This is a genomic window from Crocosphaera sp. XPORK-15E, from assembly GCF_034931425.1.
GTDB lineage: Bacteria > Cyanobacteriota > Cyanobacteriia > Cyanobacteriales > Microcystaceae > UHCC-0190.
Genome location: NZ_JAYGHQ010000069.1, coordinates 1 through 25,713, shown reverse-complemented (window position 1 = coordinate 25,713; position 25,713 = coordinate 1). Strand labels below are relative to the sequence as shown.

Sequence of the window (25,713 nt, the reverse complement as noted above, 5' to 3'; positions counted from 1 at the left end):
AATATTAAATGCTGTGTCCCAAGATTTATTGTTGAATGCCAAAACCTTGATTGCTGGTGTGGATGAAGTCGGAAGGGGGTCATTATTTGGCCCTGTTGTAGCTGCTGCTGTTGTGTTTCCGGTTTCCGCCATGTCTCAACTTCAAGAAATAGGGGTCAAAGATAGTAAACAACTCTCGGCAAAACGCCGCGAAATCTTGGCTAAAGAAATCAAAAATTTAGCCATTTCCTATCACATTTCTTATGCTTCTGTTCTGGAAATTGATCGCCTTAATATTTTAAATGCTTCTTTATTAGCGATGAAACGGGCGGTTATTAAACTATCAGTTATGCCTCAACTTTGTTTAGTGGATGGAAAACAAAAAATTCCTGATCTTATTATTCCTCAAGAGGCAATTATTGGCGGCGATCGCCAATCACCTATGATCGCTGCTGCTAGTATTTTAGCTAAGGTTTGGCGAGACGAATTAATAGTTCGTTTGTCCTCTAAATACCCTGATTATGATTTAGCTCAAAATAAAGGATATGGAACCCAAAAACACCGTCTCGCCTTACAAAAGTTCGGCCCCTCATCTCAACATCGTCTTTCTTTTAGTCCCTGTCGTCAATAGTTATTCACCAATGAATAATTGATTTAACTGGTGACTGGTAACTGATTACTGATCTCGGTTAATTCCTCTGATTGAGAATAGGCCCAGTTATGATAATCTTTCAGTAATTGATTGAGTAATCGTTGTTTAATTCGATTTAAAACCCCTTTTAATAGTCCATTTCCCGCCATTTCCAAGAAGGGTTTAGGGGTTAACCATAGGGGAGGAGGTAAATTAACTTTAACGGCTAAATTAGCGGTTCCTTGTAGATAGGTTTTACCCTCTTTTTCTAGGGGGACTAACTTACCTTTTAGGGTGAGAGAAAATCGATTATTAATATAGTCAATTCCGCGAATTTCACAATCTTCAGATCGTAAAAAAACCGTTCCTTTACTATCAGACCAAACCCCTAAAACAACTGTGGGTTGAAAGTGATAAATGTCCATAAAGTTTAAAGGACTCATTTTAAGGCGAAATTGACAGTCTGACAACTGTTCCATTAATTTTGGTTCAGCGATCGCCTTAACTAACCTTTCTGGTTGTCTCAAATAGTGGTGAATGGGAATAGGCGCATCTTCTACCCTTAATGATAATGATTCGGAAGCTGTGAAATGAACATCCATGGGTAATTTGTTACAATTTAGCTGTCTATCTTAATTTTACTTTACAATTCTTAAAGAATCAAAGTCTTTGATTCGGTAATCATACCCTTTTAGGGATAGCAATGCCAAGGTTTTCTCACAAAATTAAGATTTATCGCTAAAATATTGACAAAATAACCCTATTATTATACCTTAAGCGTTTTATGTTGTCTCAGAGAATCAATCAGACTAAAAATAATTTTTATTAAGTTTTAAAAAGTTCATCTTTTCTAACAATATAATATTATTAAAGTCTCTAATTAATTTAGCTGATTCTCCCATAAAATCTTAGGTTTTTAGTTAAAGAATGTCAGTCTATCATGATGCAAAATAATTTTTATTCTAATGTTGTTGACCTCACAAATTGCGATAAAGAAACCATTCATATTTTAGGAAAAGTTCAACCGCATGGGATTCTTTTGTGCTTAGAAGAACCAACTTTAATCATTCAACAAGTCAGCGAAAACACCAAATATGTTTGGAATATTGAGCCTCAATTATTATTAGGTAATCCCTTAACTGATTTTTTATCAGGCAGCGATATTGATTTTTTAATTCATTGCTTAAATCATAAAAATATTGAGCATTATAATCCTTTTTATTTGACTTATAATCAGAAAAAATATCAAGGTATTGTCCATCGAACTCATCAAGGATTAATTTTAGAAATTGAACCAACTCAGGTAGAAAAAGAGACTTATCCCTTTAGTTTTTGCCAATTATTAAAAGCCTCTTTATTAGAAATTCAAGAATCAAGTAGTTTTGAGGAACTAACCCAATTAATTGTTAAAGAAGTAAGATGTATTACTGGATATGATCGGGTGATGATTTATCAGTTTCAAGAAGATGATCATGGAGTCATCATTGCTGAGGATAAAAATCCTGAGTTAGAAGCATTTTTAGGATTACATTATCCCGCTTCAGACATTCCAAAACAAGCGAGGGAACTTTACTATAAACACTGGTTAAGATTAATTGTGGATGTCCAGGCTGAATCTGTTAATATTATCCCTCATTTTCATCCCCTTGACAATCAACCCCTAGATTTAAGCGATGCAGTTTTAAGGAGTGTTTCTAACATACATATTGAATATTTACAAAATATGGGAGTAGCTGCAACTTTAGGCATTTCTTTGATTAATGAAAAAAGATTATGGGGGCTAATTGTATGTCATCATTATCAACCTAAATGGGTAGATCATGAAACTAGAAATGCTTGTGAATTATTGGGTCAATTTATGTCATTAGAAATTTTCAAGCATGAACAAGCAGAATTAAATGTTTACAAAAAAAAGGTTAATGACTTTAAATTTACAATTCAGAAAAAATCAACAATAGATGTAAATTCAGACCAAATAATTATCGATAATAATCAGCAAAAATTACTAGACTTATTTCAAGCGAATGGAATAGCAATTGCTTTTAGTGAGCAATTGAATTTATACGGAGAAACCCCGCCCAAAGAATGGATAGAAAAGCTACTAAATTGGTTGAAAGAGCATCATCAAGATGAAATTTTTAGCAGTCATTGTTTACAAAAAATCTATCCCCCTGCTGTAGATTATGTTTCTCAAGCTAGTGGGTTATTAGGGATTTCTATTTTTGTGAATGAAGTATCGTATCATATTCTTTGGTTTCGTCCTGAAATCATTCAAACTGTTAATTGGGGAGGTGATCCCAATAAACCTGTTACTATTGATGATGACGGTGTTAAATTATCCCCGCGAAAATCTTTTGAACTTTGGAAAGAAACCGTTAGGGGTCAATCTTTACCTTGGAAATTTGTCGAAATTGAAGCGGCACAATTATTAAGAAATAGTCTAATGTTAGCAGTATTAGAAGTCTCGCAAACTGCTTTATTAGAAGCAGTTAAAAAAGCGGAAGTTGCCAATAAAGCAAAAAGTGAGTTTTTGGCTAATATGAGTCATGAAATTCGCACACCGATGAATGCTATCTTAGGATTTTGTGATTTATTAAAAGACATAGTTACAGAGGCAAAACCCCGTAAGTATGTAGACTTAATTTCTTCGAGTGGTAAGTCATTATTAGACTTAATTAACGATATTTTAGACTTCTCAAAAATAGAAGCAGGAAAATTAGAAATTCATCTTGAGTCCTTTAATCTTAAAAGATTAATTGAAGAAATTCAAAAGATATTTGAACAGAAAACAATTCAACAAAACTTATCCCTGCTAGTAGAAATTGATAAAGAGGTTCCCGAATGGATTATTTTTGATGAAGCAAGACTGCGACAAATCTTATTTAATGTAGTGGGAAATGCCCTAAAATTTACGAAAGATGGCTATATTAAAATATCCGTTAATTGTCACCAATATAAAACAGATAATTTTACAAAAAATAATACTATTGAATTGATTTTATCCATCGAAGATACAGGAATTGGCATTGCAGAAGACCAACAACATCGAATATTTGAAGCCTTTAATCAAACGGAAGGACAGAGTAACCGTAAGTATGGAGGAACGGGATTAGGATTAGCTATTACTCGACGCTTAACTGATATTTTAGGAGGTAAAGTTGAACTCAAAAGTGAATTAGGAAAAGGCAGTATTTTGAGTTTTACCTTTCCGAATGTTCCTGTTTATACTAAACTAGAAAAAGATACAATTATTTCGGTCATTGATGAGAATTTAGAGCAATTTATTGGTTCCACAATTTTAGTGGTAGATGATATCCAATCAAATTTAGATTTAATTGAAGCCTATTTTCAAGAAACTAGCCATAATTTATTATTTGCTAGAGATGGAAAAGAAGGACTAGAAATGGCTAAAACCTATCATCCTGATCTAATTTTATTAGACTTAAGAATGCCCTTTTTAGATGGTTATGAAGTAGCTAAAGCCATCAAGAAAGATCCCAATACCCAAAACATTCCGATTGTTATTTTAACCGCTTCTGCCTTTCAATCCCAAGAAAGAGATGCGCTGATTAAATTGTGTGAAGGGTTTTTAAATAAACCGATTTCTCGTCCTGAATTAGTGGCAATTCTCAAAGAAATTTTGCCCCTTAAATCCTTGCATAAAAATCAGCAAGAAAATGAAATAAAGACTAATATTAATAATATTAATTTGCCCTTTCAAACTAATCATGAGCCAGTTTCTGAAGACTTACTTAATCAATTGCGTCAAGAACAAGAAAACTTTTATTCTGAATTATGTAGAACTATGACTTATCGAGAGATTAAATCCTTTATTACCAGATTAGAAAATTGGGCTATAGAATATCAATGTCAACACTTAAAAATCTATTCTACTAAATTAGAGCAGCAACTTGATGATTTTGACTGGGACTATCTTTCTCAAACCATTAAACAATTCCCAGAAATTATCAAATCTCTTGAATCTTTAAAAAGCTTCACCAATGAATAATTGATAATTGATAATTGATAATTAAACAATTATTCATTGATAAACTGTTTATATCACTTAATTATTGCTTATGGTAATTTCAATTGCTCATCTTGGCCCCACGGGAACCAATGCAGAAACCGCCGCTTTAGCTTACGCCCATTGGTTAAAGCAAACCCAAGGACAACAAGCCCTATTATGCCCTTATCCCAGTATTGCTCAAACCTTACATTCTGTCGCTAAAGAGGAGACAAAAACAGCAGTGGTTCCCGTAGAAAACTCCACGGAAGGCAGTGTGGCCACTACTTTAGATACTTTATGGCAACTCGATCGCCTGAAAATTCAACAAGAGTTAGTCTTACCCATTACCCATGCCTTTTTTTCGCGGGGAACCTCCCTAAAAGGCATTAAAACCATTTATTCCCACCCTCAAGCCTTGGCTCAATGTCAACAATGGTTACAGCAACAGCTACCCACAGCAGCCCTAATTCCGACTAATTCTACCACTGAAGCCCTACAACACATCAACCTAGACCCCACATCAGGAGCGATCGCTGCTCCTCGGGCCGCTAAACTGTATAATGTTCCCATTCTCGTCAACCTGATCAACGACTATCCCGATAACTGTACCCGATTTTGGGTAATGACCCTTAGCCCTACTCCCACCGTCTGTAGTCGCATTTCTTTAGCCTTTAGCGTCTCTGAAAATGTGCCAGGCTCACTAATGAAACCCTTACAAGTCTTTGCGGAACGACGGCTTAATTTAAGTCGCATTGAGTCCCGTCCCACCAAGCGATCGCTTGGTGAATACATTTTCTATATTGATATTGAGGGAAATATCCAGGATGCTTTGATTGCTGAAGCTCTGAATGAGTTACAACATTATACAGAGGTAATTAAAATTTTTGGCAGTTATCCCGTTTTATTGCTCAAAGAGAGTGATATTGCTCAACTGTAGTTAATTAAGCACGTCTTTAAGAGCAGTCCGGGCCGCAAGATGGTTACGGGTAGAGGTTAAAATTTCGGCTTCGCGCTGCAACCTAGCGGTTGTTTCCTGCATTTCTAAGAGTGCTTGTTGTTCTTCTGCTACACCATACAAGTTTCCTGCTACCCAATAAGATAATTCCACCGGAAGATTAGGTAAATCATCAGGTAACTCAATTTTTTGATCCGTTAACTTGGCAGAAAGACGCACCACATCTTGTAATAACTGCTCTACTTCGTTAGCCTGGGGATAAAGATCTTCGGTTGTGGGTTGATCTTCAATCCATTCTACTAAACCCACGATATAGGGCTTTTCTCGGACATATTCCAAGAGACGAAACCGTTGTTGTCCCAAGGTTAAGATCTTAAGGCGATCATCTGGTAAGCGTTGAAAGCGAATTACCTCAGCACAACAGCCTATTTTAGCAACTTCACCGTTAGCGGGATTTACCATTAAGATCCCAAAACGGCGATCCTCTTCTAATATAGTGTTGATCATCATCCGATAGCGCAATTCAAAGATATGCAGAGGAAGAGGACGACCAGGGAATAAAACGACTTCAGGTAAGGGGAATAAAGGAAGTTCTCGGACTGCAAGAGAAGAAGATGCCATGATTTTTGAGCGCACGTCTAAGCTGTTACTTAATACTGTAGCTGATTTTCCGCTAGATAAGGTGCGTCGTTGAACCGTAAACGAGATTCCTTTAATAATTACTTCATAATCCTTCTCTGTCCCTGAACTATCATTTGAAGTAGGGATGTGTGGGGATATGTAGTTAAATTTATAGCTATTAGCCAGAAAAAGTCATTAAAACCGACAAAATAACGATGCACAAACAAATTACCGTGGGAATAATTGCCGCCTTAATCGGATTATCTCCTTTCCAACCTGCTCAAGCTGAGTGGAATCATTCTACATTATCTCTCATGAGTGATGGCCTTGACGCATTTTGGGGGTCATTTCTCGACCGTTTAGGCGTTAAATATGCTTATCCCGTTGTTTATTCCCATAATAGAACAGAACCCACTCCCTGCGGCCCAGCAATGTTAGCCCATTATTGCCCTAAATCTAATAGCATTCATCTTAATATACAACAGTTAAATCGTTTAGTTAATCAGGTTGGAGATTCTGCGGCTTATTTTTCCCTTGCTCATGAATATGGCCATTCAGTGCAAAGACATTTAGGTATTCTCAAAAAGGAGACTCCTTTAGTTACTTTAGAGTTACAAGCTGACTGTTTAGCAGGAGCATTTTTTGCGGCCACTAATCATGTGGGAATTCTCGAACCTGGTGACTTAGAAGAAGGAGTCATGACGGCGATGATGACCGGAGATTATGATTATAAACATAGTAGTCATCATGGCACTCCCCAACAACGGGCAAGATCATTTTTAACGGGATTTCATAATCCTAAAGCTTGCTTTTTAAAGTCTTCTTAACTTTTTATTAAGATAATGTGCTATCCTCATCCTCTATACCTTGTATTTTGATAGGAATAAGCATGAATCAACTCTTGGCCAAAATCATCGCTACCGCAGCCGCCACCACAACTTTATCAGTGGCGATCGCCCAACAAGCCCAAGCGATCTCTTTCAATTTTAGCTGGCAGGGAGATGGTGGCTATTCAGCGCAAGGAATGTTTGGCTATGATGAAACTACAGCCCCGGCAATCATTGCTGAAAGTGGTGCTGGAGCGACTAACGATCTACAATTCTTAATGGTGTCTTTCTTTGATTCCGCCAACAACCCCCTACAATCTTTTAATACGGTTGTTAACGGGGTGTCTGAATCTCCTTTTTTCGCCTTTAACTTTGATACATCTACTCAAACCTTATTTGGTGCTTTTGATGTAGGAGGAGGTACAGGTGTAATTGGAGAACAATTCTTCGGTGGTACAATTGGTGGCTTATTAACATTGAATCAGGATGTCAACCAAGTAGACCAATTCATCGAATTAGATCGACAAGATCCTGGCGTAATTACAGTTACCGAAAAAGTTCCTGAACCATCCTCTATCTTAGGTTTATTGGCCTTAGGAATGTCGGGAGTTGGTTCTCTGGTTAAGAAGAAAGAATCTGGAAACGAAAACGGCTTTAACTAAGCAAAAAGCTTGCTTAAGAGAATAAAAAATTATCATTTTTTCATCAAAATTGTTGCTGAGATATTTCAGCAACAATTACCTAAATTTTGTTAGGTTGAAAATGACGTAAACGCAAGGCATTTGTCACCACAGAAACCGAACTAAAAGCCATTGCTCCCCCTGCAATCATCGGATTCAATAATACCCCAAAAATAGGATACAAAATCCCTGCGGCAATGGGAATTCCCAAAGTATTGTAAATGAACGCAAAAAAGAGATTTTGACGAATATTCTGCATTGTGGCGCGACTTAATTGAATTGCCGTCACAATGCCCTTTAAATCCCCTGAAATTAGGGTAATATCGCTGGCAGCCATGGCCACATCTGTTCCTGTACCGATCGCAATGCCTACATCGGCTTGAGCTAGGGCCGGGGCATCATTAATACCATCCCCCACCATGGCCACAATTTTAGACCCAGATTGCTGAATTTGCTTAATTTTAGCCGCTTTTTCTTCAGGGCGCACCTCGGCAAAGACATGATTAATTCCCACTTCACGGGCGATCGCATCAGCAGTTTCTTGATTATCTCCCGTTAACATAATCACTTCTAACCCCATTTTTTTGAGGCGTTTAACCACTTCCACTGATGAAGGTTTCACTGCATCAGCAATGGCAAATAAGCCCGCTATTTCTCCATTAATAGCAACCCAAGGAGTTGTTTTTGCTTGGCTTTTCCATTCCTTTGCTTGAGATAATAAAGCATCAGTGTTAATGCCTAAATTGTCTAACCATTTTTGAGTGCCAATTAAAATTAATTTTCCTTCTATTTTACCTTGTACGCCTTGCCCACTAACGGCTTCAAATTCTTCAACTTTAAGAAAGGGTTCAGAGATGCCTTGAGACTTGGCATAATTAACAATTGCCTCAGCTAAAAGATGCTCTGAATTGTGTTCTAATGCTGCGGCTAATTGCAAGATATTTAACTCATTATTATTGGCAATTCCATCAACAGTAATATAATTAGTAACCGTCGGTTTACCTTGTGTTAATGTCCCTGTTTTATCTAAGACAATGGCTTTAATTTTATGGGCTAATTCTAAACTATCAGCACCCTTAATTAAGATGCCGTGTTCCGCGCCCTTACCTGTTCCTACCATAATTGAAGTAGGAGTTGCTAACCCAAGCGCACAGGGACAAGCAATAATTAAAACACTCACAGTTGCTACCATTGCTAAGGTAATATTTCCGGTAAAAATAAACCACATAATAAAGGTAATTATCGCAATTGTCATCACAGCAGGAACAAACCAACTGGTCACACTATCCGCTAATTTTTGAATCGGGGCTTTACTATTTTGAGCGTCTTGGACTAATTGAACAATTTGAGCTAATACAGTATCTTTCCCCACTCTTTGCGCTTTAAATTTAAAGCTACCTGTCTTATTAATGGTTGCCCCAATAACTTCATCTCCTAGCCGTTTTTTAACAGGAATAGATTCCCCCGTTACCATTGATTCATCAAGAGTAGATGTCCCTTCAATTATCTCCCCATCAACTGGTATTTTTTCCCCTGGACGGACTAAAATAATCTCGCCAATTTTAACATCTTCTACGGGAATATCTATGGTTTCCCCTTTACGAATTACTCGCGCTGTTTTGGCTTGTAATCCCATCAAATTGCGAATTGCTTCTGATGTTTTGCCTCTAGCACGATTTTCTAATAATCTACCTAATAAAATTAGGGTAATAATCACAGAAGCAGCTTCATAATAAACATCAGCATTGAGTCCTTGAGAAGCAAAAAAACCCGGAAAGAAAGTGGCAAATAAAGAATACAAAAAAGCAGCCCCAGTTCCCAAAGCAACTAAGGTATTCATATCAGAAGTCCGACGCTTTAAGGCTTTAAATGCCCCCGTATAAAACGATTGGCCGCACCACACAATTACGGGAAGGCTCAAAATTAACTGTATCCAAGAATTGTGTAACCAGTGGGGAACAAAGGGTATAGATAAACCCGTCATCATCGAGAAAGAGCCAACAATTAAAATTATACTAATGACACTTCCTAATATCACTTTACGGGTTAATTCTTGTTGCTTCGCTGCCTGTTTTTGTTCTTCTAAATCTTGTCCTCCCTCCGTTTTCGTTTCTTCCCAAAGATAAGCTTGATAACCGGCCTCAGTCACCGCTTGTTGAATTTTTGTCAGGGTTGTTTCTTGAGGATTATAGTCTACTGTCGCCCTTTCTAAAGCAAAATTAACGTTACATTTCTTAACACCAAAAACCTGATGAATTGCCGTTTCAATCGTATTTGCACAAGCAGCACAACCCATTCCCTGCAAGCGGAGGGTTTGCTGTGTTAAATTTACATTTGTATGAGAAGATTGATCGTGTGGATGAGTTTTCATGGCTTATGCCTCTCATTAGTTGATTTTATGATAACCCATCTTCCTAACTGGAGAGTCAAGGGCAATTCCCCGACAAATCTAAAGCATTCATAAAGAATAGGGGGGTCATCCAAACCATTACATACAATTCGACCAAACACACTTTTAATTTACGATGAAAAATATAAATAAAGTAAAGATTTTGACTGCTTTTACTACCCTAGTTTTAGCATTCGGTAATCAATCTGCTTTTAGTTCTGATCTGTCCCAAAATCTCCCGAATCAGGCTGAAAATAAAAACTCAGATCTAACGACAACCGAATTTATCCAAGCCAATGCCTTAATTCCCTCCTCGACAAAGGCCCTAGAAATTAATGATTCCTTAATCCATGTTCCCGTGCCTCAGCCCTTAATTATTTTATGTGTCCTGGGATTAGCCGGATTAGGTGGTTTTTTAAAGCTGAAGATAGCTCAAGCAAAATATCAGCAAATTGAGGAAGAAACTTATGAATTTACTGAATTGGTGAAACATTAAGTCATTAAACACAATTTAGAACTCAGAAAATCCGCAAATTATTGCCACCGAAAACCGCTATAATTTCCTAAATATTGGGAATTGGGGGGATAATTCAGTGGGCAGCGCGGAAAAGAGAACACAGACACAAATAACTGATGTCCCGATTCGTTCTCAAGATTTATCTTGGCCTTTCTGGCCGGTAGTGCCTCTGTATCCCTATGGTAAACGGCGGACTCTCCGTAAAGAAGTTGTTAAAGATACAATTTGGACATTTGAACAACTCCAAGGTATTCTTTATGTCGTTGTTCCCATTCGCATGACGGTGGTGAAACTCGCATCAGGGGGGCTTTTAGTTTATGCTCCCGTTGCACCAACCCCAGAATGTCTTCGTCTGGTCAATGAGTTAGAGATGAACCACGGCAATATTAGATACATCATCTTGCCCACCGTTTCCGGAATCGAACATAAAGTTTTTGTCGGCCCCTTTGCGAGATGTTTTCCCCAAGCTCAAGTTTTTGTCTCTCCTCATCAGTGGAGTTTTCCCCTAAACTTACCGTTAAGTTGGTTAGGGTTTCCTCTCGGACGGACTCAGAAACTGCCCTTAGATAGCCGTCAGACTCCCTTTGGGGATGAATTTGACTATGAAATCTTAGGGCCGATTAATTTAGGATTAGGGCCTTTTGAAGAAGTGGCTTTTTATCACAAGCGATCGCAAACTTTATTAGTCACAGATTCTATCATTTCTATTCCCCAAAATCCCCCTAATATTGTACAAATTGATCCTTATCCTTTGTTATTTCATGCCCGAAATAATGGATTAGAAGTCATTGAAGATACTCCAGAAAACCGTCTTAAAGGATGGCAAAGAATTGTCTTATTTGCCCTTTATTTTCGTCCTGGGGCGTTAGGGGTAGTCAAGTGGGGACAGGTGTTTAAAGATGCCCTAAAAGCCCCTGATCGTTCTCCTAAAGCTTATTTTGGCTTATTCCCGTTTCAATGGGATGATAGGTGGAAATCTTCTTTTGAGAGATTACAGCACAATCATTTATTAGTTGCTCCGATTTTACAAGGGGTAATTTTTAACCGAGGGAAATTTGAAGTATTAAGTTGGGTTGATCATGTGTCAAAATGGGGCTTTAAACGGATTATTTCTTGTCATTTTACGGCCCCAATTGAAGGAAATTCGGCACAGTTTCGAGAAGCTTTTGATTTCCTGCGTCATGATAATCAGACTTTAGACATAGAAGATTTTCAATTAATTCGAGATATTGCTCAAACCTTAACAAAACGCGGCATTACTCCCCCTGTTAAGTGAAGGAGTGAGGAGTTAAATCGGTTAATTTGGTTCTTGAGGAAATATAGCAATCAGTAATGATATGTGAGAAGCAAAAATATACTAGGACATAATGGTATTATGTCCCTACAAATACACCATTGTAGGGATTTAACACTGTTAAATCCTCCTCCTAATTTTCTCACAAATCATCTAGGATTGCTATATTATGCCAAAATGTTAGTTAATGTTCCATTAAATCAAGCTAAGCTGAAGGTGTAAACCAGAGGGCGCAAGCATTGCGCCCCTACAAGCGGACAAATTGGGACGTAGGGTTGTATGGCATACGCCCTCTCTGATAACTTAATAGGAGTTTACCCCATGAGTCAGACAGCCATTGCTCTTACTTACGAAAAAGATTACCATCAATGGACAATAGAACAAGCCCAGGCGTTACGAGAGCTTGTGAATACCCATCATGAATTGAAACATTTAGAGAATTTAGATTGGGACAATATTATTGAGGAGATCGAAGCCTTGGGACGTAGTGAATACAATGCCGTTGTCAGTTTACTGATGAGACAAATTGAACATCTTTTAAAGATTGACTATGTTCCTTTGCCTGAATGCCGTAATAAGTGGAAGTCTGAGGTCATCGCATTTAAGGTAGGTATGACTCGCAAATTTGCCCCAAGTATGAAACCAAAACTTGAAAAGCAGTTTGAAGGAATATACAAAGATGCGGTCAGGATTGTAGAGGCTGAATATGAAATCAGTTTACCTAAGCAATGCCCCTATAGCTTAGAAGACTTGCTGAGTTAATAAGAAAAACGATATTACTCACATCTGAGGAACAATATCCATTAAAGCTGATTTAAGGGTTGGATATTGATATTCAAAGCCTAAAGCTTGGGTTTCTTTCGGTAAAACTTGCTGTCCTTTTAAAACAACAATTGACTCTTCTCCTAATAACATTTCTAAGGCAAAATCAGGGACAGGCAACCAAGAAGGTCGATTCATAACTTCTCCCAAAGTCTGACATAATTGGTTCATTCGGACAGGATTTGGGGCAGTCGCATTAAAAGTTCCCTTAATTCCTGAACGGGTCAAAGACTCTTTAATTAACCGAACTAAATCATCAATATGAATCCAAGAAAACCATTGACGACCATTCCCTAAAGGGCCACCCGCAAATATTTTAAAAGGGGGAATCATCTTCCCTAATGCCCCACCATCCCCTAAAACAATCCCAAACCGTAAAACTACCAAACGAACGTTCGTTTGGGTTAGTTGTTTCGCTTCAGTCTCCCAAGCTTGACAAACTTCTGCTAAAAAATCATTCCCAGGAAGACTATTTTCATCAAAGGTTTTGGTTTCGCTAGTGCCATAATAACCAATAGCTGAAGGATTAACTAAAACCGAGGGTTTAACCTCAGCTTTTGCAATCGCTTCTACAATTTTTCTCGTCCCTAATTGACGACTTTCTAAAATGGCTTTTTTATGCTCAGAAGTCCACCTTTCAGCAATAGGTTCCCCTGCTAAATTAACCACCCCATCACACCCTGAAATCCTCTGTTGCCAATCTCCTGATTCCGTGGGTGTATAGGCAACAATTTCCACATTAGGAAAGCTAGAAGCCGGATAAATTTTTTGGGCATGATTAATATTTCGGGTGAAAATCAATAATTGATGACCCTCACTTTTTAAGCTATTAACTAATTTTTGTCCGACAAATCCGGTGGCACCAGTAATTGCAATTTTCATGGAATAAATAATGAATTAAACTAACTATTTTTGGCTATCTTGATAGCTCATACCGTTCGCTTCTGCATAACGAGTCATAAAGCGCATAAAACGTTCCCAGTGGTCGTCTTGTTCAATCTCAAAGCCACATTCAACCTGTTTGAGATCATCCCCTTCATCCCCTCCCCAAATAATTCTTAAAGAGGAAGGTTTGACGCTAATTTCGCCCTCACTATCAATTAACCGTAAATCCCCATAAGTTTGGGTGGTATAACTTTTAAACTTTTCGAGGGATTTTAACTTTTCAAAAATCAGTAAAACGTTACGAATACCCTTTTCTTTACTGCGGCGTAAACTCACATTACTTAATTCTTCAGAAATACCGACAAAAAATTCGATGGAAGGAGTAAGATCAGTCATAATTAAAACTTGAAGTCATGACAGTGACTTCCCTCAATAGATTGAAAATTAGAATGTCAAAAACAATTGTTAAACTAGGAGGAGAATAAAAATATTCTTCCTCCCAAGGATTAGGCAGTTATTCGGCTTCTCCCCCTTGAATTTTGAGGAGAAGAAATCCCCAAGCTAACCCTAGAAGTACCAAAACCATTAATAAAATAGCTCCATTAAACATCATACTTTCTGCTGTCATTTTGGTTCTCCTAACTTAGTGAATAAACAAAGATAATTGCTTGATGGTTTCAGCCTATCATTGAAGTTACCCAGAAGGGAAATTTTTGCAAATCCTTAGCTGAAATTAATCCATTACTTTAAGTATTATAAAACAGGAAGGCAACAAACTTGATGAAATCCTCTAATTCTCTCACCCCTAAGCGTCCCCATTTAGCCCTTACAATGGGCGATCCCGCCGGAATTGGCGCAGAAATCATCCTTAAGGCTTTAGTTGATCCCACCCTGACGGAAACCTGCGATTTAACGGTTATTGGCACGCGATCGCTGCTTGTACAAACCTACCAACAGTTAGGGAAAATGGGGCAACCGATAGCCGATCCTGATACCTTTTCTATTCTAGACATTCCTCTCGATCCTAGCACCCAAGCTCAGATTATCCCAGGCCAAGGCAATGCTGCCAGTGGGGAAGCGAGTTTTGCCTATCTTGACACCGCGATCGCTCACACCCTTAGCGGGGAATTTCAGGGTATTGTCACGGCCCCCATTGCCAAATCTTGTTGGAAGGCCGCAGGGTACAATTATCCTGGACAAACGGAAGTTTTAGCAGACAAGACCGGAGTTAAAAAGTTTGGGATGTTATTTGTGGGGCGATCGCCTTATACTGGTTGGATATTACGCACTTTATTAGTCACCACTCATATTCCTTTAAATCAAGTTTCTCAAACTTTAACCCCTCAATTGATGTCTCTGAAACTAGATTTATTAATTAACTGTTTACAAGAAGATTTTGCCCTAAAAGATCCCAAAATTGTCATTGCTGGTTTAAACCCTCATAGTGGAGAAAATGGACAATTAGGAACAGAAGAAAAAGACTGGTTATTGTCTTGGTTAGCAACGGAACAAAAACAACGCCCTAATGTACAATTAGTGGGCTTAGTTCCCCCTGATACTATGTGGGTAAATCCGGCAAAAGCTTGGTATGGAAATTTATCTCAAGATGGGCAAAATCATTATGATTCAAGCCATAAAGATAGTTTAACACTTAATAATTCAGCCGATGCTTACTTAGCCCTTTATCACGATCAGGGTTTAATTCCTGTTAAATTAATGGCCTTCGAGCAAGCGATTAATACAACAATTGGCTTACCATTTATTCGGACTTCTCCCGATCACGGAACTGCGTTTGATATTGCAGGGAAGGGTATTGCTAAAGCCACCAGTTTGAAAGAAGCGATTAAATTAGGGACTGAATTAACTCAGCAACGACTGACAAAAATAGGATAGAAAAATAAAGTCGAACATTAGAGCAAAATATCTGTCCAATTTTGTCATAATGTTTAACTAATCTTGTTGAGAAGTGACTGTGATCACTGAATTAGTGAGGTTTTGATCAAACCAACTTAACTTATAATCACCCATAATAAAATATAACTTTTTAAAATGTATGGCAACTGTCCCGTTTTGAATAATCTGTTTTGACAATTATGCACAATTTCAAACAAAAATACCCCCTGACTTGTCATTGATATTCTTATTGGTAACACTTTATCTTTGTTATAATCTACCTAAATACCATCATGAATAATTTTCAACCACAAGTTCGCCATCTCCTCATTATTGAAGACAAAAAATATCGTCAAACAATTTCCTTACAAGAAGAAAGCTATTCTATTGGCAGACATCCTAAAAATTCAATTGTCATTAATTCTCACCAAGCTTCCCGTCATCATGGAACTTTAATGCGACGCAAAAATCGTGTGACTAACGAATATTGTTATTGGATTCTTGACGGAGATTTGGACAGCAAGAAAAGCCGCAATGGGATTTATGTCAACGGACAAAAATGCGTACTTAAAGAGCTTAAAAGTGGTGATTTAGTTAACTTTGGTTGTGAAGTCAATGCGACTTATTATGCCCTTAATGAGTTGTCTAATACGGTGATTGATCTAGATGCCATAAAATCAACTCAACTTGATAAAAATGCTTTAGAAATCCAAAATAATATTAATTTTTCCGAAACTAATTTAGACATTATTTCTGCTGAAATTTTGAATCCCAAAGATACTTTACAAGCTCAAGAATATCAAGATCCTCTCACGAAGTTACCTAACCGTATACTCTTTAAAGAATATCTCTCTATCGGGTTAAAAAATGCTAGTCAATGCCAATCTTTCCTGGTGGTGATGTTGTTAGATATTAATCACTTTAAGGCAATTAATAAAAATTGGGGTTATCCTGTGGGCGATCAAATCTTACAAGAGGTAGCAAAACGCTTAGATTCTAGTTTAAGAAATAGTGATATTGTGGCGCGATGGGGAGATGATGAATTTGTCCTTCTTTTTCCAAAAATTAGTCAGTTAGACGATCTTGAAAAAATTATGCAAAGGATTATGACTAATATTAGTAAGCCTTTGCATATTTTGGAACATCAATTATACTTAGAATATAGCATTGGTCAGGCAATATATCCTCAAGAGGGACAGGATGCTAAAACCCTTTTAAGAAAGGCAGAAGTGGCCTTATTAAATAAAAAAAAACAACTCAAAATTCCCGATAAATCTTGTCAGTTAACCATTGATCCCAAAGCGTCTAAATTATTAAAAGCAAAAACCGCATTACAACAAGCATTAGAACAAGAAGAATTAATACTTTACTATCAACCTCAAATCAAAATAGAGACGGGAGAAGTTTCTGGAATTGAAGCTCTAGTTCGCTGGAATCATCCAAATTTGGGTCAAATATCTCCTCAAAAATTTATTCCTCTAGCCGAACAAACCGATTTAATTTTAGGAATAGGCAAATGGATTTTAAGGCAAGCTTGCTATCAAAATAAAGCTTGGCAAGATCGGGGCTTACTCGCTTTTCCCATTTCAGTGAATTTGTCTCCTCGACAATTAGAAGATCCTAATTTTATCAAGATGGTAAAGCAAGTTTTAGGAGAAACAAAACTTGCTCCCCATTGGTTAGAATTAGAAATTACGGAAAAATTTTTACTGAATAACCCAGCAATGGCCCATCAAGTTTTACACGACTTAAGAGAATTGGGCGTTTATTTGTCTATGGATGATTTTGGCAGTGGTTATTCCTGTCTTAATCATCTGCCGAAGTTTCCCTTTGGAACCCTAAAAATTGCTCAATCTTGCATCAAAGAACTAACAGAAACCCCTGAAAGTATTGCCGTCATTGCTGCTGCTATTGCCTTGGGGAAAAGTTTAGATTTACGAGTCGTTGCTGAAGGCGTAGAAACTCAGCAACAACTAGACTTATTACGCAATTTAGACTGTCTAGAAATGCAAGGATATTTGTTAAGTCATCCCCTTACTCAACAAGAAGCTACAAGCTTTTTATCCTTATATCATGGTCGAGTTGTTGCTTCTTAAGCAAATAAAGACAGATTTACCCATTGCCTATTAATTTGGTCTGATTTTTGGCCAAAGACGGTGCCATTGCCCCTACAGGGATTAAAGTGTGTTTAGTTGAAACTTAGTCTCCATCTTTTCAGTCTATCTTACTAACAATATGTTGAGGAAAGAAATGATGGGAAAAAAATTAGTTCTATTGGTATTAACCTTACTATTAACAACAACCTATCAACTCCCTAGTTGGGCTGGTAGAATTTTAGAAAAAATTCAACAAACGGGAGTGATTACAGCAGGAACTCGTAAAGATGCTATTCCCTTTGGCTATGTCAATGAAAAAGGGCAATGGGTTGGTTATTCGATTGATATTCTTGAAATTATTCGGCAAGATGTAGAAAAAAAACTAGGCAAGCCGATTAAACTAAAATTAGTCGAAGTCACGCCCCAAAATCGCTTTGATAAGATTAAAAATAGAGAAATTGATATTGAATGCGCCTCTAGTACGTTTACTTGGGAACGGGATAAATCTGTTGATTTTACCGTGAGTTATTTTGCTAGTGGTACTAAAATTTTAGTAAAAAAAGGCAGTGATTTAGGAACCATTGAATCTTTAGCTGGCCGAAAAATAGGCGTGATTCTTAATACTACCAATGAACAAGCAATTAAACGTCAACAACCTGCGGCCAAAATTATCCCCATTAAAGATCAAAATGATGGCTTAGATAAGCTCAATAAAGGTGAAATTGAAGCTATGGCAGGAGATGGCATTGTTTTACAAGGATTAAGATTAGAAAATAAGAATCCTAATAGTTTAGAAGTGGTTCCAGAATTTCCCTATGTTTATGAGGCTTATGCTTGTATGATTCCTGAAGATGAATCTGCTTGGCGAGGAATTGTTAATTATAGTTTAGTGAAATTTATGGAAGGTATTGTTAGTGATCAACCGGAGCAAGTGGCAATTTATGAAAAGTGGTTTGGGGAAGAAAAAGGCGTAACTCCTTATTCACGGGAAGCAATTAATGATTATTTTCAGGGAATTGTTGATAGTTATGAATGGATTCCTTTAATTGGCAATTAAATCAAAAGATCAAGTATATTTGGGGCAACCCTAGGAGGTTGCCACCTATTTTATTCGGTTTCGTTCCAGAAAACAATTGAATTATTCAGGGTTTGAATTTTAGTGCCTGGATAATAAAAAGCTAGAATTTTATCGGGACTCCAACCCAATTGTGCTAAATTATAAGACCCAAATTGACTCATACCAACCCCGTGGCCAAATCCACCCCCAACAAAGGCATAACCTGTTAATTGTTTTTGTCCATTATAGATAGGTTCTAGATAGAAAAGGGTACTTCTTGGGGGACCAAAAGCACTACGAACTTCATTTTTATGTAAGTCTAACCTTCCCTGATCTGTTTCTATCATCATTGTTAAAATACGTCCAGAAGGGGATCTCTCTGTTACCTCCATTGATTTAATAGTTTTCAAATTAGCTAAGGGATGTTTTCGCCTTTCTAAATATTTTTGTAAATCCTTAGTTAAACTTGCTAGAGTAGCTTGTTTATTCCAACGAAAAACATTTCTCCCTGTCTCATTAAATCCATTTTGTAAACTAATAAAATTCCGAAAATCTTGTTCATCTGCTAAGGATTTTTGAGAGAGATCCCAAATTTTTTGAGGAGAGTCAATCACGGCTTTTAAATAAGGCCTTTCATCCCCATTCCATACATCATTAAAACTGGCTGTTACACCCCCTGTAGTAGAAGAATAAAGAGCATCTACTAACTCATTTTCATAAGTTAAAACTAACCCTTTTGTTGCTGCGATCGCTTTATCGGCCTTGGCACTGGTTTCACTCAAACCGTAATAAACTTGACAGTGAGTATTAGCACAAAGTTCATAATTATCTGCCTTAAACCGTCGTAAATTTCGTAAAGCATAGGTACGAGCAATAATGGTTTGCGCTTTCGCTGCATTCTCTGGGGCATTGGGCCCAATTTCGTGAGGAACAACGCCTCTCAGATAGGTTTCTAAGGGAATATTATTGACTAATGTATAGGTTCCATAAGCATTACGTTGAAGCTTTAAACTGCCCCCATAGCTCCGCGTTTTTTCCTTGGAATGACTCACTTGAATCGGGTTTTTACTAGCAATAATTTCTACATAATCACTACTATATTGTTTACCCGCAACCGTAAAACTGGCTTGAGATTTGCTGGCTAAAATAGCTGATTCTAAGTAAGGTTGATTAAACCCTTTAGCTTTGAGATTTTGCAGTAACCAACGACGTAATAAAGGGGTTTCATAGACATCTCTTTTTGCCCAAACTTGCCATCTTTCTGGTTGGGTAACTTCGACTTTTATCCCCTTGGCTTTCCATTGGTTAGCACTATCTTCTGCGGTTTCAAAAGTCGCATGATCGCTGAGAACAATATATTCTTTCAGCAAAGATTGGGGCAAAGATTGTTTGATAACATTGAGGGTGAGTTGGTTGCTAGACAGGGTTTGCGTCTGTCCATTAGCGTCTTGAAACTTGATCGTTAATGTATCGCCATTGGTAGCAGCAATGGACATCTGCTCTTTTTGAGCTTCCCCAAATCGTTGTATGATTCCCACCTGTAGCTCAATATCTTTGGCCGTTGCGGGGGGACTGAAAACTCCTCCCAGGAGCAAAGGCAGGGAAAATAGGGTAATTAGTAGGTGTTTGCCCCTAACGGGTTGATCAGTCTTGGTCATTTGCATATTGAGCTATATAAATAGGCTCGCTGTTTTACGCTTTGTTATTGTTTATATCAGAATCTGCTGAAATCAGCATAGATTAGTCAGATGACTACGGTTGATCGTTTAGGATCATGATAGCTAAGAGAATCCCGAATGTGTCGAAACTGCCTGACGTAATTCTCAGCAGATTTGTTGCATTTTCTGTATTTTCTCCGGTTTACTATAATTTTAAATATTTGTTAAGATTGATGTAAGGGCGGCTTTTCTTCTTGTTGGCTTGATTCATTTTTTCCGAAAATCTGGAATAGATGGCAATAGCTTTGTAGATATTGTAAACAGCAACCAAGCTTGATAGCAACCAAGACGGACTTTAGTTAAGAGGGTATGACAATGATTAATTTAAGCGAAGTTTATCAATTGATTCAGAAAATTGAAACCGGAGATCTTTTAAGTAGTGCTTTTGCACGACAAAAAGCATCAGATATTTTAGCCACAAAAACCATTGATTTGAAGCTTAGACAAACTTTGGCTGATCAACTTAATCAACTTAATTTAAGGTTGGCTTTACGTAAGGCTGTTGCTGATGATAGTTATTAACTAATTAGGCAAAAGTTAAATGATTTAGAATAATCCTAGACAACATTATTGTTACGTCTAGGTTTATTTTTATAACATAGTTAATTCAATAGAGATTCGTATTGGTCATGAACACCGATCCAGAACCAATAATAATAATCACCCTTTTTTAAGGCCAACGCTCGATAACCGATACTGACACGCACAGACCAGAGATTTTTGCCCACTTTTTTGAAGTGCAAAGAAGGATGTCGGGGGTTTTCTTGCCAAAGTTGATAGGCTTTTTGGGCTTGTTCTTTCATTTCTGGTGTTAACTGTGCATACCCTTGCCAAAAGTCAGGTGTTGTGAAGGATTTCATCAAGATCTCTCACTTTGTTCGTTTCAATATCTGTCTCTACTTTGGCAAGTAACTTGTCTAGTTTTCCTGATACTAGATCGGCTTCAATTTGCTGATCCCACATCTGCTCTAAATATTCTTGTAACCAGACTGAAAGTTGACGAGCATCCCCTTCACACAATTGTTTAATAGCTGCTTCAATTTCTATCAAGGTAGTCATAGAAAAACTTATGTTTTAGATTGATAACGATATAGATATTATATCGTAAAATCTAAGTTATAGTCCTGTAGAATGGGTTAGACGGCAATCAGTTCTAAATTATAATCAACAATATAAATCTGTCATAACCCATCTTTTTAGGATTAACCTAAATGTTGAGTTTCATTCTTCAATCTAAGCTACTGCGGAGCAGACCACACTATTAAAGGCTATCGTTTTTGACTACATTCAGCTAAAGTCATAAAGATACCGGATAATCCAGAACCTATTTTCTTATCGCAGCTTATATAGCCAATTGAAACAAAAATAAGGCTAATTATTAATAAATTACCTAGCAGGTTGCCAACACTATCTAGAGCAGATATTTCTTCTTCGTTGAATTTTTTCTTATCAGGCTTAGGTTTTTGGGATTTGATACCCAATCTTTTATTTAATTCATGATTAGCTTGTTCTTGTTTTTCTTTACGATATTGATTGAGGTAATAGTTTGAGTTTTTCTTTTTTTCTAATCTTGCTGCTGTAGCTTCCAATTTGAATCTTGCTTCTCTAGCCTTTTTTTCTAATCTTACTGCTCTAGCTTTTGCTTTGTTTTCCTTATTAGCCATTGTAGAAGAAACTGATTTTTGTAATCTAATTTTCAGGCTTTAGGGATTAATAATCAGTGATCCCGATCACATTAACCATCTCATCTAATAAATTAGTCTCAAATTTAGCTATTTTTAGGAAAATTTACGCACAAAAAATTTGTTTTGCAGTAACTTTTAACTCTGAAAAAGTGGGTGAAATAATCTCATCATCTCCTCGATAAGCATTCATTTGATAAGTTCCTTGATCATCCAATACACAAACAAAAATAGTCGGTTCTTTGGGATTTCCTAAATAATAACGACTGGCAATCGCAAGATAATCTACAATCCAATATTCTGCAATACCAAATCGTTGATATTCGGCGAACTTATCGACATAATCATCTTCCCAATTAGTTGATACTACTTCAACAGCAATTTGAGGGGGATCAGTAAGTGCTGCGTAAGAAGTTGGATAGGACTCCCACAAAGTTTTATTAACAACAGTAACATCAGGATGACGACCTTGTTCTTTGCTATTTTCTGTTATTGTTTTAATGACTATTCTGCCAGAAACCCAGTAATTTAAAGAGGCTCGTTTGACTTCTTCCTTGAATAAATCAGTAATATGTTCTGCGATGGTTTCATGTTGTCTGGTGGGTAAACTTCGCACAATTTCTCCATCAATTAACTCATAACGATATTCCTCATCAGGAAGTTGAGTAATAAACTCCTCAAAGGTTAGTTTCGATTTAAGTTTAGTGGTTGTCATGGAATTATAAATAATAAATTTACAGACTGATAATTAAATTATAACAAGGGAAAAAAATGACCCACCGGCCCCGTTCCCTTGCCAATATCAAGAGAATATTTAAGGGCAGTCGTTACATAATTTTTAGCGTCAACTACAGCTAAATAAGGCTCTTTTCCTAATGCTAAATTAGCCGCGATCGCAGCAGAAAGGGTACACCCTGTCCCATGAGTATTCTTGGTTTCAATGGTTTCTATGCTTAAAATCTCCCAAGTTTTGCCATCAAACCAAACATCAACCCCCTGTAATTCTTCAGCCATGCCTCCTCCTTTTACTAACACAAACTTTGCCCCTAATTGATAAATAATTTCGGTAGCTTTTTTCATATCATCTAGGGTATTAATCGCTAAACTACTCAATATTTGGGCTTCATAGCGGTTAGGTGTGACAATTAAAGCTTTGGGGATCAACTCATATTTTAAAGCGGCGATCGCCTGATCATCTAATAATTTAGCCCCTGTTCGAGATACCATAACCGGATCAACAACTAATTGCTGAATTGACCAGTTTGAGACTGCTTGCGCTACAGTTTTGATAATGTCTGAATTGAAAAGCATCCCCGTTTTTACCCCCTGCGCCCCAATATCGACCATAACGGCTTCAATTTGCGCCTTAACCATCTCAACACTCAGGGCAACGACGTGCGTCACCCCTAGGGTATTTTGAGCAGTGACACAGGCGATCGCACTCATTCCATGAACCTGATGAAAGGCGAAAGTTCTTAAGTCGGCCTGAATGCCCGCACCTCCACCACTATCAGATCCCGCAATGCTTAGGGCAACAGGGGGACAAATTTGATGACTTTTCATCGTTTTTTTCAAGATCTTAGCTTTCTTGTATTCTCGACTAAACTCATGGCAAAATGATCAAACCGTTCTGATAATTTTTCATCTAATAGCTTCCCTTCTTCATTAAAAGCTTGCCAAGCTTGGCCAATGGCAATTTGTTCGGGAATTACCCAACCATGTACCCAGCGCATAATTACTCTTAAGTCATTGAGGGCATTACTATTAGGTTGTCCCCCTAAAACGCTGATTACACCCGTTACTTTTCCCGATAATTCCTCAAAACTCATCAAATCTAAGGCATTTTTGATTACCCCGCTCACACTGCCATGATATTCTGGGGTAGCTAAAATTAATCCATCAGATCCTTTGACGGTTTGACGAAGTTTCTCTACATCGGGATATTTCGGATATTCCTTCTCTCCATCACAAAATGGTAGGTTCATTTCCCGTAAGTCCAAAAATTCCACTTCTCCCCCCAATGCTTCTACCCTGGTGATGGCCACTTGAATAGCTTTGGCACTGTAAGAGTTGGGGCGCAAACTCCCATTGATGGCGGCAAATTTGACCATGGCTTTTACTCCAATTAAAACAAAGTCATAACGGCTATGCTTAAGTTAACAGATAAGATTAAGTTTTGTCAAATCGAAAACGTCAAGAGGGCAGTCAGGGCGAGGATTGTGAAGATTTGTTGCTATTTTTTGAATTAGGTGTTAAACTGTGTAAAGTGAGGTCGTCTTGGTCAAATCTCGTATTAAGGAGACATACAATCAATGCCCTACAATAACCAATGCTTAGTCTCTAAGGTCGTGCTATCTGCCGAATAATTACAGAATTTTAGACACCAGACGAATGAAAGAATAAACGAGGTTTTCAACTGGCTACATTCAAGGGTAGTTCTTTCCTACAGGTCGAATCGGGGAAAGAGACTTGATGTCCAACGGCAAATTTAACAGTTAAATAACCAACAGGTTAAGATCGGTGGCCAGATAAGCTAAGCCACCTTGGACGAACTTTGGTTAAAGCAGATTGAGGTGTCTGTCGAAATTTAGCTGAAAATCCCGAAAAAACCTTTATTCTGACTGAAGTTAACCGTCTACTCTCTGCCCTAAATTTTTCTCTATTCTGTCCGAATCAAGTGTTAAGGATGCAATCATTATGCAGCTTAGCACCATGAAACCTTGAAAAAGGAGGTCTTCAACGTGAAATTGTTAGGAAAAACCGCGCTAGTTACTGGAGCTTCTCGTGGAATTGGGCGTGCGATCGCCCTAGAATTAGCCCAGCAAGGCATTAACCGCCTGTTATTAGTGGCCCGCAACGGCGGCAAACTATCTGATGTCGCCGCCGACATTGAAGCGATGGGAGTAGAAGTGATCATTCTGCCCTTAGATATTACCCAACCCGTAGCCGTGAGTACGGCGATCGCTCAAGCTTGGCGAGAATATGGGGCCATTCATCTCCTGGTTAACTGTGCCGGAGTTGCCCATCAAACATCCTTCCTCCATGCCAACTTATCCCAAATTAGAGACGAACTCTCCGTCAATTTAATGGGAACTTACAACATTACCCGCTTAGTAGCAAGACGCATGGCTAAGCAAAAAGAAGGAACCATCGTCAATGTATCGAGTTTAATGGGGAAAATTGCCGCCCCTACCATGGCCACCTATTCTGCGACCAAATTCGCCCTTTTAGGTTTTAGCCAAGCCTTACGGGGAGAATTAGCCCCTTATAATGTCCGTGTTGTCGCCTTACTGCCATCTCTCACCGATACGGACATGGTAAGAGATTTAGACTGGTTTCGCTTTATGCAGCCCGTTTCCCCGAAAAAAGTCGCCCAAACCCTAGTTAAAGGACTACAAAAAGACACCCCAGAGATTTTAGTGGGATGGGAAAGTCATTTAGCAGTTTGGTGTCAACGGTTGGCCCCTTGGTTTATTGAACAAATTACCAGAATGGCGGCCCCTCTCTCTCGGAAACCGCGATCGCCGCAATTGCGACAGGTTGAATTGATCGGATAACCTGTTTCTACCTTTGAAGCTCTCCTTACGAACAGTAAGGAGATTCTTGAACCTCCACTGGCTAAAGCCGAGTGGATTCCCATATAGACTCTTAACTAGAC

The 25,713-nt window shown here is 37.9% G+C and carries 26 protein-coding genes; 13 read left to right on the top strand and 13 right to left on the bottom strand.

Translation table 11 applies throughout. The features are described from left to right. Nucleotides 1-13 precede the first annotated feature (13 nt). Nucleotides 14-610, top strand: a complete 597-nt coding sequence (locus tag VB691_RS25705; protein ID WP_323294380.1) for a ribonuclease HII — start codon at nt 14-16, stop codon at nt 608-610. A gap of 23 nt (nt 611-633) precedes the next feature. Here VB691_RS25705 and VB691_RS25700 read toward each other — a convergent pair whose 3' ends face one another. After that, the gene (locus VB691_RS25700; RefSeq protein ID WP_323294379.1) at nt 634-1,212 is read right to left on the bottom strand and encodes a DUF1997 domain-containing protein; all 579 of its coding nucleotides are present in this window, start codon (nt 1,210-1,212) and stop codon (nt 634-636) included. 338 nt (nt 1,213-1,550) lie between these two features. Here VB691_RS25700 and VB691_RS25695 point away from each other — a divergent pair, with 338 nt between their 5' ends. Next, entirely contained in the window at nt 1,551-4,619 is a 3,069-nt protein-coding gene (locus VB691_RS25695; protein WP_323294378.1) for an ATP-binding protein, read from the top strand. Nucleotides 4,620-4,689: 70 nt separating this feature from the next. Then, nucleotides 4,690-5,556, top strand: a complete 867-nt coding sequence (gene pheA / locus VB691_RS25690; protein ID WP_323294377.1) for a prephenate dehydratase — start codon at nt 4,690-4,692, stop codon at nt 5,554-5,556. On the opposite strand, the gene VB691_RS25685 is transcribed toward pheA, so the two are convergent. Continuing rightward, nucleotides 5,557-6,195, bottom strand: a complete 639-nt coding sequence (locus tag VB691_RS25685; protein ID WP_323294376.1) for an LON peptidase substrate-binding domain-containing protein — start codon at nt 6,193-6,195, stop codon at nt 5,557-5,559. Between the two features lie 215 nt (nt 6,196-6,410). Here VB691_RS25685 and VB691_RS25680 point away from each other — a divergent pair, with 215 nt between their 5' ends. Continuing rightward, nucleotides 6,411-7,022 (top strand): neutral zinc metallopeptidase, encoded by a 612-nt coding sequence (locus tag VB691_RS25680; protein WP_323294375.1) that lies wholly within the window; start codon nt 6,411-6,413, stop codon nt 7,020-7,022. Between the two features lie 62 nt (nt 7,023-7,084). Next, nucleotides 7,085-7,684, top strand: a complete 600-nt coding sequence (locus VB691_RS25675; protein WP_323294374.1) for a PEP-CTERM sorting domain-containing protein — start codon at nt 7,085-7,087, stop codon at nt 7,682-7,684. A 79-nt stretch (nt 7,685-7,763) separates the two neighbouring features. Here VB691_RS25675 and VB691_RS25670 read toward each other — a convergent pair whose 3' ends face one another. Continuing rightward, nucleotides 7,764-10,073, bottom strand: coding sequence for a heavy metal translocating P-type ATPase (locus tag VB691_RS25670; protein WP_323294373.1), 2,310 nt, complete (start codon nt 10,071-10,073; stop codon nt 7,764-7,766). A gap of 154 nt (nt 10,074-10,227) precedes the next feature. Here VB691_RS25670 and VB691_RS25665 point away from each other — a divergent pair, with 154 nt between their 5' ends. The 3 genes from VB691_RS25665 (at nt 10,228) to VB691_RS25655 (ending at nt 12,664) form a co-directional block, all read left to right on the top strand. After that, nucleotides 10,228-10,587 carry a hypothetical protein gene (locus tag VB691_RS25665; protein WP_323294372.1) on the top strand — a complete coding sequence of 120 codons (360 nt, stop codon included), beginning with the start codon at nt 10,228-10,230 and terminating at the stop codon, nt 10,585-10,587. A gap of 130 nt (nt 10,588-10,717) precedes the next feature. Continuing rightward, nucleotides 10,718-11,884, top strand: a complete 1,167-nt coding sequence (locus VB691_RS25660) for a DUF4336 domain-containing protein (RefSeq protein ID WP_416245560.1) — start codon at nt 10,718-10,720, stop codon at nt 11,882-11,884. 339 nt (nt 11,885-12,223) lie between these two features. Continuing rightward, entirely contained in the window at nt 12,224-12,664 is a 441-nt protein-coding gene (locus tag VB691_RS25655; protein WP_323294370.1) for a DUF29 domain-containing protein, read from the top strand. An 18-nt stretch (nt 12,665-12,682) separates the two neighbouring features. On the opposite strand, the gene VB691_RS25650 is transcribed toward VB691_RS25655, so the two are convergent. From VB691_RS25650 to VB691_RS25640, 3 genes are all read right to left on the bottom strand, one after another. Next, complete coding sequence (locus VB691_RS25650; RefSeq protein ID WP_323294369.1) at nt 12,683-13,606, bottom strand: TIGR01777 family oxidoreductase; 924 nt, start codon at nt 13,604-13,606, stop codon at nt 12,683-12,685. A 24-nt stretch (nt 13,607-13,630) separates the two neighbouring features. Beyond that, on the bottom strand, nt 13,631-14,005 hold the full coding sequence (psb28, locus tag VB691_RS25645; RefSeq protein ID WP_323294368.1) for a photosystem II reaction center protein Psb28: 375 nt from the start codon (nt 14,003-14,005) through the stop codon (nt 13,631-13,633). Between the two features lie 118 nt (nt 14,006-14,123). Beyond that, nucleotides 14,124-14,237: a PetM family cytochrome b6-f complex subunit 7 gene (locus tag VB691_RS25640; protein ID WP_323294367.1), complete on the bottom strand. Its 114-nt coding sequence runs from the start codon at nt 14,235-14,237 to the stop codon at nt 14,124-14,126. Between the two features lie 152 nt (nt 14,238-14,389). On the opposite strand from VB691_RS25640, the gene pdxA reads away from it, so the two are divergent. The 3 genes from pdxA to VB691_RS25625 all read left to right on the top strand — a co-directional run bounded on the left by pdxA (nt 14,390) and on the right by VB691_RS25625 (nt 18,655). Then, the gene (pdxA, locus tag VB691_RS25635) at nt 14,390-15,502 is read left to right on the top strand and encodes a 4-hydroxythreonine-4-phosphate dehydrogenase PdxA (protein WP_323294394.1); all 1,113 of its coding nucleotides are present in this window, start codon (nt 14,390-14,392) and stop codon (nt 15,500-15,502) included. Nucleotides 15,503-15,795: 293 nt separating this feature from the next. Beyond that, nucleotides 15,796-17,598: an EAL domain-containing protein gene (locus tag VB691_RS25630; protein ID WP_323294366.1), complete on the top strand. Its 1,803-nt coding sequence runs from the start codon at nt 15,796-15,798 to the stop codon at nt 17,596-17,598. A gap of 157 nt (nt 17,599-17,755) precedes the next feature. Next, complete coding sequence (locus VB691_RS25625; protein ID WP_323294393.1) at nt 17,756-18,655, top strand: amino acid ABC transporter substrate-binding protein; 900 nt, start codon at nt 17,756-17,758, stop codon at nt 18,653-18,655. A gap of 50 nt (nt 18,656-18,705) precedes the next feature. Here the strand turns inward: VB691_RS25625 and VB691_RS25620 are convergent, their stop codons facing one another. Further along, nucleotides 18,706-20,313: a SpoIID/LytB domain-containing protein gene (locus tag VB691_RS25620; RefSeq protein WP_416245553.1), complete on the bottom strand. Its 1,608-nt coding sequence runs from the start codon at nt 20,311-20,313 to the stop codon at nt 18,706-18,708. A gap of 375 nt (nt 20,314-20,688) precedes the next feature. Here VB691_RS25620 and VB691_RS25615 point away from each other — a divergent pair, with 375 nt between their 5' ends. Continuing rightward, the gene (locus tag VB691_RS25615; protein WP_323294364.1) at nt 20,689-20,895 is read left to right on the top strand and encodes a hypothetical protein; all 207 of its coding nucleotides are present in this window, start codon (nt 20,689-20,691) and stop codon (nt 20,893-20,895) included. A gap of 80 nt (nt 20,896-20,975) precedes the next feature. On the opposite strand, the gene VB691_RS25610 is transcribed toward VB691_RS25615, so the two are convergent. From VB691_RS25610 to VB691_RS25585, 6 genes are all read right to left on the bottom strand, one after another. Next, nucleotides 20,976-21,233, bottom strand: a complete 258-nt coding sequence (locus VB691_RS25610) for a hypothetical protein (RefSeq protein ID WP_323294363.1) — start codon at nt 21,231-21,233, stop codon at nt 20,976-20,978. Continuing rightward, nucleotides 21,211-21,432, bottom strand: a complete 222-nt coding sequence (locus tag VB691_RS25605; protein WP_323294362.1) for a hypothetical protein — start codon at nt 21,430-21,432, stop codon at nt 21,211-21,213. Before VB691_RS25605 ends, VB691_RS25610 begins: the two co-directional genes overlap by 23 nt. Before the next feature lie 209 nt (nt 21,433-21,641). Beyond that, a complete protein-coding gene (locus VB691_RS25600) occupies nt 21,642-22,037 on the bottom strand; it encodes a hypothetical protein (protein WP_323294361.1) in 396 nt (131 codons plus the stop codon). A 124-nt stretch (nt 22,038-22,161) separates the two neighbouring features. Next, nucleotides 22,162-22,770: a Uma2 family endonuclease gene (locus tag VB691_RS25595; protein WP_323294360.1), complete on the bottom strand. Its 609-nt coding sequence runs from the start codon at nt 22,768-22,770 to the stop codon at nt 22,162-22,164. A 38-nt stretch (nt 22,771-22,808) separates the two neighbouring features. After that, a complete protein-coding gene (gene thiD / locus VB691_RS25590) occupies nt 22,809-23,618 on the bottom strand; it encodes a bifunctional hydroxymethylpyrimidine kinase/phosphomethylpyrimidine kinase (protein ID WP_323294359.1) in 810 nt (269 codons plus the stop codon). Nucleotides 23,619-23,626: 8 nt separating this feature from the next. Continuing rightward, nucleotides 23,627-24,166, bottom strand: a complete 540-nt coding sequence (locus VB691_RS25585; protein ID WP_323294358.1) for an NADPH-dependent FMN reductase — start codon at nt 24,164-24,166, stop codon at nt 23,627-23,629. 630 nt (nt 24,167-24,796) lie between these two features. On the opposite strand from VB691_RS25585, the gene VB691_RS25580 reads away from it, so the two are divergent. Further along, a complete protein-coding gene (locus VB691_RS25580) occupies nt 24,797-25,612 on the top strand; it encodes an SDR family NAD(P)-dependent oxidoreductase (protein WP_323294357.1) in 816 nt (271 codons plus the stop codon). Nucleotides 25,613-25,713: the final 101 nt, after the last annotated feature.

What these genes read in the sequence shown, in the direction of transcription:
- VB691_RS25700 (WP_323294379.1), bottom strand. Translation starts at nt 1,212, where the DNA reads ATGGATGTTCATTTCACAGCTTCCGAATCATTATCATTAAGGGTAGAA.
- VB691_RS25695 (WP_323294378.1), top strand. Translation starts at nt 1,551, where the DNA reads ATGATGCAAAATAATTTTTATTCTAATGTTGTTGACCTCACAAATTGC.
- pheA (WP_323294377.1), top strand. Translation starts at nt 4,690, where the DNA reads ATGGTAATTTCAATTGCTCATCTTGGCCCCACGGGAACCAATGCAGAA.
- VB691_RS25685 (WP_323294376.1), bottom strand. Translation starts at nt 6,195, where the DNA reads ATGGCATCTTCTTCTCTTGCAGTCCGAGAACTTCCTTTATTCCCCTTA.
- VB691_RS25680 (WP_323294375.1), top strand. Translation starts at nt 6,411, where the DNA reads ATGCACAAACAAATTACCGTGGGAATAATTGCCGCCTTAATCGGATTA.
- VB691_RS25675 (WP_323294374.1), top strand. Translation starts at nt 7,085, where the DNA reads ATGAATCAACTCTTGGCCAAAATCATCGCTACCGCAGCCGCCACCACA.
- VB691_RS25670 (WP_323294373.1), bottom strand. Translation starts at nt 10,073, where the DNA reads ATGAAAACTCATCCACACGATCAATCTTCTCATACAAATGTAAATTTA.
- VB691_RS25665 (WP_323294372.1), top strand. Translation starts at nt 10,228, where the DNA reads ATGAAAAATATAAATAAAGTAAAGATTTTGACTGCTTTTACTACCCTA.
- VB691_RS25655 (WP_323294370.1), top strand. Translation starts at nt 12,224, where the DNA reads ATGAGTCAGACAGCCATTGCTCTTACTTACGAAAAAGATTACCATCAA.
- VB691_RS25650 (WP_323294369.1), bottom strand. Translation starts at nt 13,606, where the DNA reads ATGAAAATTGCAATTACTGGTGCCACCGGATTTGTCGGACAAAAATTA.
- psb28 (WP_323294368.1), bottom strand. Translation starts at nt 14,005, where the DNA reads ATGACTGATCTTACTCCTTCCATCGAATTTTTTGTCGGTATTTCTGAA.
- VB691_RS25640 (WP_323294367.1), bottom strand. Translation starts at nt 14,237, where the DNA reads ATGACAGCAGAAAGTATGATGTTTAATGGAGCTATTTTATTAATGGTT.
- pdxA (WP_323294394.1), top strand. Translation starts at nt 14,390, where the DNA reads ATGAAATCCTCTAATTCTCTCACCCCTAAGCGTCCCCATTTAGCCCTT.
- VB691_RS25630 (WP_323294366.1), top strand. Translation starts at nt 15,796, where the DNA reads ATGAATAATTTTCAACCACAAGTTCGCCATCTCCTCATTATTGAAGAC.
- VB691_RS25625 (WP_323294393.1), top strand. Translation starts at nt 17,756, where the DNA reads ATGGGAAAAAAATTAGTTCTATTGGTATTAACCTTACTATTAACAACA.
- VB691_RS25620 (WP_416245553.1), bottom strand. Translation starts at nt 20,313, where the DNA reads ATGACCAAGACTGATCAACCCGTTAGGGGCAAACACCTACTAATTACC.
- VB691_RS25615 (WP_323294364.1), top strand. Translation starts at nt 20,689, where the DNA reads ATGATTAATTTAAGCGAAGTTTATCAATTGATTCAGAAAATTGAAACC.
- VB691_RS25610 (WP_323294363.1), bottom strand. Translation starts at nt 21,233, where the DNA reads ATGAAATCCTTCACAACACCTGACTTTTGGCAAGGGTATGCACAGTTA.
- VB691_RS25605 (WP_323294362.1), bottom strand. Translation starts at nt 21,432, where the DNA reads ATGACTACCTTGATAGAAATTGAAGCAGCTATTAAACAATTGTGTGAA.
- VB691_RS25600 (WP_323294361.1), bottom strand. Translation starts at nt 22,037, where the DNA reads ATGGCTAATAAGGAAAACAAAGCAAAAGCTAGAGCAGTAAGATTAGAA.
- VB691_RS25595 (WP_323294360.1), bottom strand. Translation starts at nt 22,770, where the DNA reads ATGACAACCACTAAACTTAAATCGAAACTAACCTTTGAGGAGTTTATT.
- thiD (WP_323294359.1), bottom strand. Translation starts at nt 23,618, where the DNA reads ATGAAAAGTCATCAAATTTGTCCCCCTGTTGCCCTAAGCATTGCGGGA.
- VB691_RS25585 (WP_323294358.1), bottom strand. Translation starts at nt 24,166, where the DNA reads ATGGTCAAATTTGCCGCCATCAATGGGAGTTTGCGCCCCAACTCTTAC.